Origin of the sequence: Chitinophaga caeni (assembly GCF_002557795.1) — a bacterium.
GTDB classification, from domain to species: domain Bacteria; phylum Bacteroidota; class Bacteroidia; order Chitinophagales; family Chitinophagaceae; genus Chitinophaga; species Chitinophaga caeni.
This window is the reverse complement of the sequence record NZ_CP023777.1, coordinates 4,910,519-4,924,451: the sequence shown is the minus strand read 5'-3', so window position 1 is coordinate 4,924,451 and position 13,933 is coordinate 4,910,519. Positions and strand designations below refer to the sequence as shown.

The 13,933-nt window shown below is 40.2% G+C and carries 16 protein-coding genes and 1 pseudogene; 9 read left to right on the top strand and 8 right to left on the bottom strand.

The annotated features are described in order from the left end of the window. Positions 1-13 precede the first annotated feature (13 nt). The 7 genes and pseudogenes from COR50_RS20555 to COR50_RS20525 all read left to right on the top strand — a co-directional run bounded on the left by COR50_RS20555 (position 14) and on the right by COR50_RS20525 (position 4,663). Positions 14-514, top strand: a complete 501-nt coding sequence (locus COR50_RS20555) for an RHS repeat domain-containing protein (protein ID WP_098195743.1) — start codon at positions 14-16, stop codon at positions 512-514. Positions 515-571: 57 nt separating this feature from the next. Further along, positions 572-1,015 carry a hypothetical protein gene (locus tag COR50_RS20550; protein WP_198405726.1) on the top strand — a complete coding sequence of 148 codons (444 nt, stop codon included), beginning with the start codon at positions 572-574 and terminating at the stop codon, positions 1,013-1,015. A 5-nt stretch (positions 1,016-1,020) separates the two neighbouring features. Beyond that, positions 1,021-1,611 (top strand): SMI1/KNR4 family protein, encoded by a 591-nt coding sequence (locus tag COR50_RS20545; protein ID WP_098195741.1) that lies wholly within the window; start codon positions 1,021-1,023, stop codon positions 1,609-1,611. A 68-nt stretch (positions 1,612-1,679) separates the two neighbouring features. Continuing rightward, positions 1,680-2,600, top strand: a pseudogene (locus tag COR50_RS20540) (RHS repeat-associated core domain-containing protein); the annotation flags it as partial. 3 nt (positions 2,601-2,603) lie between these two features. After that, positions 2,604-2,834 carry a hypothetical protein gene (locus COR50_RS20535; protein WP_098195739.1) on the top strand — a complete coding sequence of 77 codons (231 nt, stop codon included), beginning with the start codon at positions 2,604-2,606 and terminating at the stop codon, positions 2,832-2,834. Between the two features lie 249 nt (positions 2,835-3,083). After that, on the top strand, positions 3,084-3,377 hold the full coding sequence (locus tag COR50_RS20530; protein WP_098195738.1) for a hypothetical protein: 294 nt from the start codon (positions 3,084-3,086) through the stop codon (positions 3,375-3,377). Positions 3,378-3,442: 65 nt separating this feature from the next. Beyond that, positions 3,443-4,663 (top strand): IS256 family transposase, encoded by a 1,221-nt coding sequence (locus COR50_RS20525; protein WP_098192124.1) that lies wholly within the window; start codon positions 3,443-3,445, stop codon positions 4,661-4,663. A 127-nt stretch (positions 4,664-4,790) separates the two neighbouring features. Here COR50_RS20525 and COR50_RS20520 read toward each other — a convergent pair whose 3' ends face one another. Next, positions 4,791-5,465 (bottom strand): TIGR02117 family protein, encoded by a 675-nt coding sequence (locus COR50_RS20520; protein ID WP_098195737.1) that lies wholly within the window; start codon positions 5,463-5,465, stop codon positions 4,791-4,793. Positions 5,466-5,475: 10 nt separating this feature from the next. Further along, the gene (locus COR50_RS20515) at positions 5,476-6,312 is read right to left on the bottom strand and encodes a rhomboid family intramembrane serine protease (protein ID WP_098195736.1); all 837 of its coding nucleotides are present in this window, start codon (positions 6,310-6,312) and stop codon (positions 5,476-5,478) included. A gap of 185 nt (positions 6,313-6,497) precedes the next feature. Between COR50_RS20515 and COR50_RS20510 the strand changes: the two genes are divergently transcribed. Continuing rightward, on the top strand, positions 6,498-7,700 hold the full coding sequence (locus COR50_RS20510) for a GTP-binding protein (protein ID WP_098196341.1): 1,203 nt from the start codon (positions 6,498-6,500) through the stop codon (positions 7,698-7,700). 81 nt (positions 7,701-7,781) lie between these two features. On the opposite strand, the gene COR50_RS20505 is transcribed toward COR50_RS20510, so the two are convergent. The 6 genes from COR50_RS20505 to COR50_RS20480 all read right to left on the bottom strand — a co-directional run bounded on the left by COR50_RS20505 (position 7,782) and on the right by COR50_RS20480 (position 13,106). Then, entirely contained in the window at positions 7,782-8,348 is a 567-nt protein-coding gene (locus tag COR50_RS20505; protein ID WP_098195735.1) for a cysteine hydrolase family protein, read from the bottom strand. A 93-nt stretch (positions 8,349-8,441) separates the two neighbouring features. Then, complete coding sequence (locus COR50_RS20500; protein ID WP_098195734.1) at positions 8,442-9,695, bottom strand: MFS transporter; 1,254 nt, start codon at positions 9,693-9,695, stop codon at positions 8,442-8,444. 119 nt (positions 9,696-9,814) lie between these two features. Then, the gene (locus COR50_RS20495) at positions 9,815-10,411 is read right to left on the bottom strand and encodes a TetR/AcrR family transcriptional regulator (protein WP_098195733.1); all 597 of its coding nucleotides are present in this window, start codon (positions 10,409-10,411) and stop codon (positions 9,815-9,817) included. A gap of 120 nt (positions 10,412-10,531) precedes the next feature. After that, entirely contained in the window at positions 10,532-11,452 is a 921-nt protein-coding gene (locus tag COR50_RS20490) for a helix-turn-helix domain-containing protein (RefSeq protein WP_098195732.1), read from the bottom strand. A 54-nt stretch (positions 11,453-11,506) separates the two neighbouring features. After that, complete coding sequence (locus COR50_RS20485) at positions 11,507-12,394, bottom strand: NmrA family NAD(P)-binding protein (protein WP_098195731.1); 888 nt, start codon at positions 12,392-12,394, stop codon at positions 11,507-11,509. A 274-nt stretch (positions 12,395-12,668) separates the two neighbouring features. Next, positions 12,669-13,106: a PaaI family thioesterase gene (locus COR50_RS20480; protein ID WP_098195730.1), complete on the bottom strand. Its 438-nt coding sequence runs from the start codon at positions 13,104-13,106 to the stop codon at positions 12,669-12,671. 610 nt (positions 13,107-13,716) lie between these two features. On the opposite strand from COR50_RS20480, the gene COR50_RS20475 reads away from it, so the two are divergent. Next, complete coding sequence (locus tag COR50_RS20475; RefSeq protein ID WP_098195729.1) at positions 13,717-13,920, top strand: helix-turn-helix domain-containing protein; 204 nt, start codon at positions 13,717-13,719, stop codon at positions 13,918-13,920. Positions 13,921-13,933 lie beyond the last annotated feature (13 nt).

Genomic DNA, 13,933 nt, shown 5'->3' with positions numbered 1-13,933 from the left:
GGTGGATTAAGATATATATGCCCATGATAATACAAAGGGAGTCTATTGCTATGGGTTCAATGGTAAGGAAAACGACAACGAGGTGAAGGGTGAGGGAAACCAGCAGGACTATGGGATGAGAATCTACGATCCACGTTTGGGACGCTTCTTGTCGGTTGATCCGTTGACAAAGGGATATCCAATGTTGACGCCTTATCAATTTGCTAGTAACAGCCCTGTTGCCGGGGTCGACATGGATGGTGGCGAGTTTAAGTATTATGGACTTGTGTGGGCTACTGTAAATGGAAAACCTAAACTTAAAATTGGGAAACTTGATGAAATAGTTAATGATATTAAAGTTCAGTTTAATTTCATAAAGAGTGGACCAGGTGGTGATGAGAATATTCCTATAAGTGTTAGTATACCAAGGAGCCTTGTTGGTTTGTCAGGAACCTTTGTCAACTATGATGGTGAAGCCGTAAGGATTCCTGATAAGTATATTAATAATTTACCATCTTTGGATGATCCTGCCTAGGAGTCATTTGAGACAGCTAGGGAAATTGAAGAGGATTTTGCTGGGGCCGTAAATGCAGTGATTGCGACGGCAGGAAATGCACAGGTTGTTTATGATCTCTTGAAGGGTGGTGGAAAGTCACTGACTAATTTTTTACAGAAAAGAGGACTTACAAAGAGAATTTATAGTATAGCCTATGCGAGAAGGAAAGCCGTTAAAGATGCATGGCAATTGGAGAAGGAGTTGGTTGAAGCAACAGGGGAGGGGTCTAGAAGATGGACCAAAAAAGAACTAAGTGAATTAAAGAAAGCTGGAAAAGCTAAAGGGTATGTTGGATATCACATCAATAATGTGAAAGATTATCCTGATTTGGCGGGAGATGCTAACAATATTAAGTTTGTAAAGAAAGGAGACGAACATTTGCTGGAGCACTCAGGAAACTATCGCAATTCAACTTCAGGGGAACTAATTGATAGAAAGAAAATGATTGATAATTATCGACAGAATATAAAAAGTGATTAATTAAAATGAAGAAGGTTTTAGATGCATTAGATGCGCTCTATTCATTTGAACATCTAGGAATAGAACGTATGGAAAATGGAACATTGCTGATCGGGAAAGCTCCGCATATTGCGCCTAAGGCTTGGCTCCATTCTATTTATCCTGGATTGAAGGAAAAACAAATAGAACTCCTGAAAACTCAGCTAGGAAGGGATATTCCAAACGATTATCTTGAGTTCTTAAAAATTTCCAATGGAATAAAGCTTTTTACAACGACTTTCTGTTTAGATGGATTTAGAAGTAATTATCAAGGAACTATAGAAGATTCTAGGCAACCATTTGATATCTTGATTAAGAATGTAATGGAAAGATCTTTGCACATTCGGTCTTCTTTATTTTGTATTGGTGGGTATGATTGGGATGGATCAAGCTTGTATATAGATGAGCGAACAAATAGAGTTGTTTTACTTGATGGAGATGACGAGGGGCATACTATTTATGAGTGGGATAACTTCGAGGTTATGTTTGAATTGGAAGTTTCAAGATTGATTACCCTTTTTGATAAAAATGGTGTAGTCTTAGATGAAGATTCGAGTACATTGCCACAAAGAATATAGACACGAATATTCATTATAATATCATGTGTCAGATTTGCTAGTCTGGTGTTGCGACTTATCGTTATGGGTTTAATGGGAAGGAGAATGACGATGAGGTGAAGGGGGAGGGGAACCAGCAGGATTATGGGATGCGGATTTATGATCCGAGGATTGGGCGCTTTCTGTCTGTGGACCCGTTGACGAAAGATTATCCTGAATTAACATCTTACCAATTTGCAAGTAATCGACCTATCGAGTGTATTGACTTAGATGGTGGCGAAAGTGCTTATTTAACCTCCGATGGGCATTTAAGCATGCCTTCCGATGCACTTAGGCACCCAATACCTAAAAATGCTTATGTTTTTTCAACCGAAGGAGCAAAAGGGGCGCTCAAGCTAGCTACCAGTCAAGGAATCTTTTATGGCGTCGCTGCTGTAGTTGCATTGGATTTCTATTTAACCGGAGGGACCGTCACCAATGCTGTAAGTAAATTTGCATTTGCAACTTCAATATATGGAGCTTTGGATCACAATCCCGCAACTACGGAAGCAGGGAAGGTTATTCAATCTGAGAAAATGAAAGGTGCATTGGTTGATTTGGCTACGGTTGGATTATTACATATGGCATTTGGAATGCTGAGGATTAAGGGTTCGAGTGTTTCAAAGACGCTTCAAAACGTAGAATCAGAAACAGCAGCTACTAAGGGGGGAGGACGTGTCTTTACACAGACTGCGAAGGACGGAGATTTGTTATTCTACTCAACAAAAATTGGAGATGATATAATTGAATTCGGAGGGAATTTTTCAAAATCTAATGGGACTCTAACAATTAAAAACTTTGACATTGACGGTGCTTTGACAAATAAATTAGGAATAAGAGGCGTTAAAGATGTTATTATTGATTTCGGAAGGCAGCAAGGCGTAAATCAGGTGATTATTCAGGGAGCAAAAAGAACTACAGGTGCAAATCCTGGAAAAATCCCTTCTCAATTAATATTTAAAATTGACTGAAAAATGGTAAAAATAATATTTGAAAGTTGGGATGTTGGTATGAGGAAAATACCATTCACGAAGCTATTAAATGAGAAAGCAGGGGTGGCTTTACAAGAAGCGAAAAATCTAAAAGATAGATTAGTTGACAACAACGAAATTATTGAAGTCGAAATTGACGATGAAATCTTGGCAAAGGAGATTTTAGAGGAGGCTCAAAAATTAAAAGTGAACGGAAGATTAGAGAGCCGCTAAGACGGGAACTAATCTCACAAAGTCACAATTAAAAGCAATCAGTTCACTTGAAAAGCAAATTGCTACCCATACAGATAAGTTGAAAGCCTATAAGGCCGACCCTTGGAAGTTTGATAATATGGGTCATTTGAAAAATGCTCCGAATGATGCTGTAAGACAAAAGATTATTCAATCTAGAATTAATCATTTGGAGAAGGAAATACAAACATTTCAAAATAATATTCAGAAAATTCTAAGTGGCCAATAAAAATGAGAGTAAATATTGATAAATTGAGTAAAGTAATCGCAATTCTACTTTCAAACTTGAAAAATAGTAAGGGGAATGAAGTAGAGTTGAGGAATGATTATTATTGGGATATATCAAGTGACCAAATATATAATCCTTATGATGATCCAAATGAAATATCATTGGGGCAGCTTTCAGATGATTTGAATGAAGTTTATCGTTTACTGAGTTCGAGTGATGAGGCAATACCGTACGATTTGAAGCGAATAGCAGAAATCTTAAAAGCTCTAAGTATAGAAAATTCAACAGCTTTTTAATTTGAGACTGTAAAATAAACTGTGTCAAAGACTAAAAAAACAAGATCTTTAACACAGTTTTTTTTATGGAACAAAAAGGAAAATTTGACTACGAAGAACTCAAACGGAAGACCTTAGAGCAACTCCGCTCTGGTAAGTCCCTGTTTGGCAAAGATGGGGCTTTCGCACCTCTTCTGAAAGATATTCTCGAAGCTGCACTGGAGGGCGAGATGGAGGTTCATTTAGATGATGAGCAACGGGCAAATGGGAACCGGAAGAATGGCAAAAACCGAAAACGGCTTAAAACAGCAGATGGTACTATCGATCTGGAGACACCCCGTGACCGGGCAAGCAGCTTTGAACCACAGATCATCAAAAAGCGGGAGACCATTCTGGCAGAGAGCCTGGAGAGTAAAATCATCGGTATGTATGGGCATGGCATGAGCTTACGGGACATCTCAGCTCATATCAAAGATATGTACGATACAGAGATTTCAGCTGCGACATTATCTTCCATAACCGATAAAGTTATCCCTCTGGTCAAAGAATGGCAGGCCCGTCCTTTGGAGCCACTGTATTGCATTGTCTGGCTGGACGCCATGTTTTATAAAGTCAAAGAAGAAGGCAAAGTAGTTAACCGTTGTGTTTATAATATCCTTGGTATAAATACCGATGGACGCAAAGAGCTATTAGGCATGTATGTCTCGGAGAGCGAGGGAGCTAACTTCTGGCTGAGTGTCCTGGCCAATCTTCAGCAACGGGGGGTATCTGATATACTTATTGCCTGTATCGATAATTTGAAGGGATTTTCCGAGGCTATTGCCACGATATTCCCCTCTACAGCGGTACAAACCTGTGTCGTACATCAAATCCGCAATTCTATCAGGTACATAGCCAGTAAGGACCAGAAGCCATTTATGGCCGATTTAAAACCGGTTTATCAGGCGGTGAGCAAGGAAGAAGCAGAGTCGCAGCTGGATCAACTGGACGAAAAATGGGGAAAGAAATATCCAGTTGTTATAGACTCCTGGCGCCGGAACTGGGATAAGCTCACTACGTATTTCCAATATTCTGAGGCCATCCGCAGGTTGATCTACACCACTAATACTATCGAGGGGTTCCATCGCCAGGTGCGTAAAGTGACCAAAACCAAAGGAGCCTTTACCTCCGATATGGCCTTGCTGAAATTAATTTACCTGGCTGCCCAGAACATCCAGAAGAAATGGACACAGCCCCTTCAAAACTGGAGTCTGACTGTGTCTCAGCTGTCAATTATATTTGGGGATCGACTGAAATTGCGATTATAAATTAAATGTTGACACAGTTTATTTTACACTCCCTTTAATTTTTATACATTTTTTGTTTTGTAGTCCCCAATAGTCTCCTTGATTAGATCCATTTCGTATTTTTACCCTCACAACAAACCTTCCCAACTCAGCGGTACTGAAAAAATATCCCCTGCTCAAAAGGTGTCCATCTACATGCTCTTTGCCCGCAACTTTTCAACGCATCATTCGTCCAGGTATTGCAGGTATAAAGGATGCTGTAATGACCTGCGGCTTCGTAAAATGCATCGTAGCGACCATACATCATATTAGTCGGAATATAGATGCTTTCGCCTAAAGCGTCTAGTTGGAAGGATTTTTTAATAAAGGCACATAAGCGTTGGTATTGACGTTCGTTGAGATACATTTTCTTACATCGATCATTTTCATGCAATGATTTGTAATAGGTAGTATGCATTGCCGTATTGTTAAATCCACTCATGGCGGCAACCGCGGTTGTAAATTTTAAGTCTGCCCATGTCGGTGTTTCTAGGTAAAAACCTTTATCTCCCCAACCGAATGCGATGTAATGTACATTGGCATCTTTTGACAAGGTATTTTTAACCGGTATGAACGACTGCCAATCTGTATTCTTATACTTTACCGGTACCACGATGTCCGTATGTACGCCATTACTTAAAATGTAAATACCCACTGCCTTTTCTGCATTAGGCTCCTTGGCCACCGGGATAATAGAGAAGATAATAGCAACTACAAAATATATAACTACTATAACGACAAAAAATAGGATACACTTGTAAATAAATCTAAAAAATCCCCGCATACTGCTCAGCTTATGGTTCCTGGGAATATTGATCTAATATTTCCCTTTCATTTTTGCTTAATGATTCTATTCCCTTATGATGAATTTTTTCTAAAATGGCATCAATTTCATGTTGCATAGATGCCTTGTTAGCATTATAAACATGTTCAATATTATAATAGATCTTCTCCTTGTTAAAATTCCTGTTATCAATTAAAAATAGATGTGGTTTGAACACGGCAATAAAAAGAAATATCATGACCGGTATAAAGATTCCCAGGATCGGCCAGAAATTATAAGTCAATGCACCCGGAAATGCCATTATAGTAATCACCATCCCGGTAATGGCTCCCCCGATATGTGCTTCGTGCGCAATATCCCCGGATCTAAACCTCGCCTGGTAAACGGAATAGGCCATATAAATAATCCCGAATAGCCAACTGGGAATGCCTATCGGTATAAAAAATAAATTAATCTTCATCCCCGGAAATAGTGCAATACTGGAAAAAATAATGCCGCTAACGGCCCCCGAAGCGCCCACGGCGGAATAGCTACCCCTATTTCTATAAATATATAGCAGCAATAAATTACCGCCTAGTAAACTTGCCATATAAACCCCGAAAAACAACCCGTTACCCATAATGCCGGCAATGCCGCTAAAGAAATATAACGCCAGCATGTTGAAAAACAAATGCATCCAATCAGCATGAAGAAAACCGGAAGTTATTAATCGCTTGTAATCTTTATGAATCCTGATAGGATCTATCTCGAATGCATACTTGTCTAAAATATCGCTATTAAAAAATCCTGCACAAGAAAAAACAATATTGGCTGCGATCAATGTTATGGGTAACCAGGTTCCAGGCATAGTGAGGTTTTGTAATGTATTCTATTCAAATTTAATAAAAAATATCCGCCCAAACAGGTCTAAACAACTAACCAATCCGCGAAATCCCTCAATACTTAAAAATATCCGTGATAAAAATAATGCAACAGTGTTTCAAATTAAAATCTATTGTATATATTTGCATCATTGTTGCAAAAAATATAATCATGAATAAAAGATTACCCGTGACCGTTTTAAGCGGATTTTTAGGTGCCGGAAAAACGACGCTTCTGAATCATATCTTGCATAATAAGGAAGGACTGAAGGTTGCCGTGATCGTTAATGATATGAGTGAAGTGAACGTGGATGCCCGCTTAGTCGAGGAACAGCACACGTTATCGCGAACCGATGAAAAGTTAGTAGAAATGAGCAATGGTTGTATCTGCTGTACACTCCGTGAAGACTTGATGATCGAAGTGGAACGTTTAGCTAAGGAAAATAAATTCGATTACCTGCTGATCGAAAGTACCGGTATCAGCGAACCCGTTCCAGTAGCGCAAACTTTTTCTTACATCGATGATGAAAACGGTATTGACCTCTCCCGGTTCAGTTATATAGATACTATGGTCACCGTGGTTGATTGCCTAAATTTTTTCAAGGATTTCGGTACAAATGAATTATTGCAAGATCGCGAGCTGACTGATATGGACGGTGATGATCGTACGATTGTTAACTTGCTGACGGACCAGGTTGAATTTGCGAATGTCATTATCTTAAATAAAGCAGATCTTATCGACACGAATGCCTTGGGCTTACTTAAGGCTGCTATAAAAAAGTTAAATCCCGGGGCAAAGATCATCACTGCTACCTTCGGGAAGGTTGCCCCTAGGGAAATCTTAAATACAGGCTTATTCGATTTTGAAGAAGCGCAATCTTCCGCAGGCTGGCAAAGGGAATTGGAGGCAGGGACTCATACGCCGGAAACGGAAGAATACGGCATCAGTTCATTCGTATTCAGGCATCAAAAGCCTTTTCATCCCGAACGCCTTTGGAAATATTTAAACGAGGCTTACCCGGTTAATGTGATCCGTGCCAAAGGTCTGTTCTGGCTGGCTTCCAGGAGAAATGACGCGTTGAATTTTTCGCAGGCTGGCGGTTCTTCCAGGCTCGAAAGGGCGGGAGTATGGTGGTGCAGCATGTCTTTCGCTGAAAGAACAAGGTACCCTTCATATATGTATAACCGGGAAATCATTGAAAGTCGATGGGATAAACAATGGGGCGATCGTATGAATGAACTGGTTTTCATCGGCCAGGACATGGATAAAAATCAAATGGTCGCAGATCTAAAAGCCTGTTTACTGCAAGATGATGAATTGTATTTATTTGAGAAGAATATCCGTTTTCATGATCCCTTTCCCGTAAATATGTAAAGATGAGTACATACTACTACGGGCGGATGTTTGTTTTTTAATGCCAATCGGTGGGTAGCAATGCTCACCGGTTTTTATCCCCTAAAAAGAAGCGATCCAATCTAAACTGGATAATACTGTTCCTGCTCGCGGAAATACCTTCCTTGTTAATACTTTGTGTACTTCTTCGTCCCGGTCTTTACAGCAATCTTCCAGTACTGTCAGCCGGTAATCTTTATCTGCCGCTTCCGTGAAGGTCGATAAAATAACCCCGCTGGTAACAACGCCCGTCAAGATTAAATGCTGTATACCTTGGGACCTAAAAATCATTTCTAGGTCATTCCCGGCAAATGCACTGTACCTCTTTTTGTAAACTACGATCTCGTTCGCAGCGGGTTTTAAGGGTTCGGCGATCTTAGTCCATTGCTGCATGGTAATGTTAGCAAAGCGTTCCCTGATCCCGCTAAATGCCTTGCTGTTCGGACTTATCTCGGGAAATCCTTCCCGGAATCCTACAACGGCATATATAACCGGGATATTCAATTCCCGGGCTTTTTTTATGGTTGTTGCAGTTGCATTAATTAATAGATCTGCTCCCGGAAGACTACCTAGCAGCACTTCCTGCATATCGAGTACTAAGAGTGCGCTATTAGCATGACTTGTTTCCATTTGTTTAAAATTATGATTGAAGATAAATGGATGTAAATAGGAAATGAAGGTCGTACTTGTTTCAATCGAACATAGCCCAAACGAGCATCGCTATTAGGTAACGATGCTCGTTTCTTCTATAACTGGATCTTCCCGCTTATTAATACCTTTCCTTAAGAAATTATAAAAAAACAATGCGATCCCTATACTGATTATCCCTTGACCAAGTTGACAATATTGTGGGCCGATAATTTTTGCTAACCAACCGATAAAGATGCTTCCCACCGGTAAAGTTCCCAGTGTAGCCATGGCAAAGAAACCTACTACACGTCCACGCATATGTGCCGGGGAAACTGTTTGGATGATGGTGTTACAAATCGGCATGGTAGACATGGTGCCGAAGCCGCAGATAAAACACATAACCAGGTACAATGGAAGCACCTTTACATATGACATGATGATCAAACCGACACCTAAAAGAATCAAATTGCTAAATAATAATTTCTTTAGCCTGCTACTATCTTTCTGGGAAGCGATAAAGAGGGTACTCACTAACGCCCCTAAGCCTGTTGCGGCATTAATATAACCGTAGGTTTGTGCATCACCATTAAATATATCCCTGGCAAAATAGGGTTGTAAGGTGTTATAAGTAGCCACCAATAAACAGATTAATGCCGACAATAACAGGGTGTGACCAACCTCCGGCTCCTTTTTAGTATACTCCAAACCTTCCTTAAATTCCAACCACGGATTTTTATTTTTCTTCAAGGGAACGTGCTTGGGTAGCTTCATCAGGTAAAGGCAAAGTAATACCGCTATAAAGCTGATAGCATTAGATGCAAAACAAATCGTCGCGCCGAATTTAGCCAATACAATACCCGCTAAAGCCGGTCCGGCCAACCTCGTGAAATTATTTAATGAAGAATTTAATGCGATAGCGCCCGGTAAATCCTCCGTGCTTTTTACAATATCATTGATCATGGCTTGCCTTGCAGGTACATCAAAAGCATTAGCGATGCCTAAAACAGTACTCAAAATTAATAGCAAGCCAATAGAATGAAATCCAAAATGGTAGAATAGGGTTAATGCGACCGCCTGCAATGCCGAAACAACTTGGGTTAACATCAAGAATTTGTACCGGTCATAACGATCCGCGGCAATGCCGCCAACGGGTGATAAAAGAAAAGAAGGGAATTGTTCCGCGAAGATAGCCAGCCCAACGGTGAGCACCGAGTCCGTCATCGTATAAATAACCCAAATAATGGCAGTACGCTGCATCCAAGTACCGATGCGCGAAGTTAATTGCCCTGCAAAAAACAACCGGTAATTATATGATGAGAAAACCCTGGCTATATTCGAAAAATCCATAAGCAACCTTAATTTCAAATTTCAGACCCAAAATCACATTCAGTCGAAAAAACAAACAAAAACAAAGCAAAAATCCGTGCAACACCTAAATCCATATAAATCCTTGAAACTTGTTCGTATTAAGACAGTCCCCTGTAATACAGTGAACAAAAGGCCGGGATCATCCTGTATGCGTCGCTGTTCTCACCGTGTAAAAATACTTCACGGTTCATCCCGCGAAGGGCGGCTAAGAATATGTAAATCGATTCCTCTAACCCCGCATCATCCAGGTCACGGATTTCCCTGTTTTGGATGGCTTCCACGAGCAATTGTTGCATGACAACCTTTTCTTTCTGGAGATACTTTTTATGTACATCCTTTTTCATCTGCGTATAACGGGACAGCGTTGCAGCGTCCATCCCCGATTCCATGGCAGTATATAGTGATCTCCGTTTCTTAATCATCTCGAATTTCACCAGGGCAAATGTTTGGATTTTTTGCAAAAAGCCTTTCTGTTGGTTAACCTGGCGAATGGTTTCCAAGATAATTTCACTCATCTCCATTTCAAAAACCGCGTTGAAAATCTCTTCCTTGCTCCTGAAATAATAGTACAAGGTACTTTTACCCTTCCCGGCAGCCTTGGCTACATCTTCCATGGTAACTTCGTCTAAGCCCCGTTCTTGGAATAGCTGCTGTGCAGCTAGAAGAATCTGTATTTTCTTACGGTCGGTTGTCATTTGTGTTGATGTGTTCCTGCAAAATTAAGAATTTTTAGACCAAAATTAAATTTTGGTCTAAAATGAACCATTAAATTACTATTAATAAATACAGGTGATTGATTACGAGCGGAATATAAATTAATGAAAAGATTGTCTAAATTCCAGTGGGGAGCTGTTGGTTTTCGATTTAAACAATTTGCTGAATGATTGGGGATGCTCAAACCCTAATTCATACGCAATTTCGCTAATGGTTAATTGGGTAGTGGTTAGTTTTTCCTTAGCCTTTTGTATCAACTTTTCATGGATATGTTGTTGTGTACTTTGGCCCGTAAGTACCTTGAGCAAACTGCTTAAGTAATTCGTAGAAATGTGTAATGCCTCTGCGAAATATTGAACGCTGGGAAGTCCCCGGCTCAAGGTGGAACCATCATCCAAGTACATATTTAATAATTCTTCGAACTGTTCTAAAATTTTATGGTTGGTAATTTTCCTCGTAATGAATTGCCGGTGATAAAAGCGATCGGCATAATTTAGTAATAATTCTAATTGGGATAGGATGATCTGCTGGCTAAAGGCATCAATATTAGTCAAGTATTCACGCCTGGTATTATGGATAATCTGCACGATCGTTTGCTCCTCGCGCCCTGATAAAAATAAAGCCTCATTGGCTGAATAACCAAAATATTCATATTGCCGGATTCCTTTTGCTAACGGACTGTTCCAAAGAAAATCGGGATGCACAAGCAAGAGCCATCCCGACACTTTTGAAGCAGGTGAACCATCATGCTCTATACTAAATACTTGCCCGGGTGCTATAAAGAACATCAACCCATCATTGAAATCATATTCTTGCTGACCGTACTTTATCCTGGCACCTGGATTTCTTTTCAAGGCAATGGAATAGAAGTCTAATACCAATTGCTCCGTCTCCCCGGCTTTTGGGAGCGGGATATCATCGAAATTATTGATGCTAATAAGCGGATGTTCAGGTTGCGCGATGCCTTTATGCCTGTGGAAATCACTGATGGTATGTATTCTTTTTATTTCATTCTTGGGCATGGCAACCAATTTTCTTATAGTATAAAGTTAACCTTTTCAATATTAGTGTGCACGTTATGTACGACTATGATACACGCGTGCAAATTCCTTGGCAAATTCTTCAAGTTTTACGCGCCCAAATCGAGGGGGATGTATGTCTATATCCTCCCTTAGCAAACCTTTATGGGTGGCAGCGCCTAGTTCCACCAAGGCTTCGGCTGCACTTGCCGGCATCCCGCTGTTGATTAATTTTTTCATAACGGTTTGATCGTCGATATATTCCCAAGTAAGGCCGGCCATACCTATGGCTTCACCAAGCACGGATGCTATTTCGTTACAGGTGCGCTCATCGCTTGCAACGTAACGTACCCGCTCTATACTCCCTGTTTTTACCAGTTCTTCGGAAATAACCATAGCGATATCATAAGGGGAAACTAAAATGAGGCGATCCTCTTGCCCGAAGTTCGTTCCTATACATCCTATTTCTTTAATCATATCAATATATCTATAAAGATTATAATAAAAGAAGCCTGGACGGATATGGGTGACCTGGAGGTTTTGTAACTGGTTGAATAATTGTTCTACTTCGTAGGACCCGGTTATAAAGCCGGTACCTTTGCTTAGGTGCGCGCCGTAACTGCTTAAATGAATAAGACGTTTGATCCCTGCCGCAGCGATAGCTCCCGCATATGATTCGCCAATCCTCTTATAATAGGAAATCTGATCTATTTCCTTAAAATTTGGTGGAATCATACAGTAAACTGCATCCGCACCGGTAAAGATTTTAGTTAGGAATTTGTCATCTTCAACAGATCCAATGGCAGGGATAGCTCCCAATATCTTAATATCTTCCTGTTTTCGTGGGTTACTACTTATTACCGTGATGTCATGTTTTTCCCGTAGTAATTTTTCGGCAAGGCTCTTACTAATATTTCCTAAAGAGCCGGTTATAACTATTTTCATTTTGCTAAATTTTATATTAGCAAAATTGAGTTAAACTTTACTTTACGGCGTAGCCGAATCTTAGGTTCTTGTAGCCAAAAATTGGGAAGAATGGAAAATGAGCTTTCGTAGAAAAGTGAAATTTTCAGTCGGCCAATTGTAACCTTGCCGGGTAGGTATGCCTAATCCATCTTATCTGCCGGGATGCACTCGATCGGTCATAAGCTGCGTTGCCGTATTTTTTCATAATAATCCGGAAATAATTCGATATTGAATATCTCCATAAATAGAATAATTATTTTTTCCGGGAATGTTTGGTTGATAGCATCATCATCGTCACTAAGGATGTGGCGGCTAAACTTTCTTTGTTGTCTTTTATGCTGTAAACGTCAACACGGACAACCGTGATGACTTTCCCATTTTTTATGACCTGCCCTTTTGCCAGCAATTGTTCTCCCATGGCCGGGTTAAGGTAATTCACTTTCAGTTCGACCGTTGTAAAATAGCTGTCTACCGGTTTTGCCGATGCGGCAGCATAACCGGAAGCCACATCTACTAATGCCGCAATGGTACTTCCGTTGAACATACCGGCAGGTCGTGCCATAAATTCTTGTTTATCTACTGATATCTCGATGTATCCTTGATCTATGCTGCCAACTTTTGCCCCGAAAAGCTCCATCATCTTAGATCGCCCGAAACTTTCCAACAGTTGTACTCTTCTTTCTTCGTTCATCGTGTTTTTTTATGGCAAGGTAGAAACAATATTCGGGATAAGGTGCGGGTGGATCAAGTAACGGAAGCTAAATTTATGATGAGTCATTGATGTATGGGATATATTTTAAATACATTTTTGTCCGACTAAAAATGCTTTAAAGGTACTTGAATTCCTTACCTGTTCAAGGATATAAGCGAAGGATGATACATTCACCCCCCGCCAAGAGAACCGTGGAACTTCGCACCGTTGATAGCGAAGGGTAGCTTGGCCATACAGTAGTAGAAAGGCCAGGTCGAGCGATCAAATTGGTGGCCGTAATGGTCAATTTGTGCACTTTTTTGGTAATTTTTGGGGCAAGCAAAAAAGTACAAGAAACGAGCAGATGAACATTGAATCGAACTATTGAGGGATCAAATTGCTCCCGGGTTAAAATTTAGTCGGACAATAATGTTTTAAATATTTGGGATGTTTCCCCCCCGAATAGGGAGCGGGGGTAATTATTGTCTTGCTTTAAATTATATTTGTGACAATTTGGTAGGTAAAACGACCTTAATGCTTTCACCGGATTTAAACTTGGCTAGGCTTTACAGCGCAAGGTTTACCAAGGACAATATTTATATAACAAAATATGGCAATAGTAATCAATTTGGATGTAATGCTTGCGAAGCGAAAAATGCAAAGCAAGGAGCTCGCTGAGAAAATCGGGATTACCACTGTCAACTTATCTATCTTGAAAACCGGGAAAGCCAAGGGTATCCGTTTTGAAACGCTCGAAGCCATTTGTAAAGTATTGGATTGCCAGCCGGGAGATATATTGGAATATAAAAAATGAATATTTTTGAACG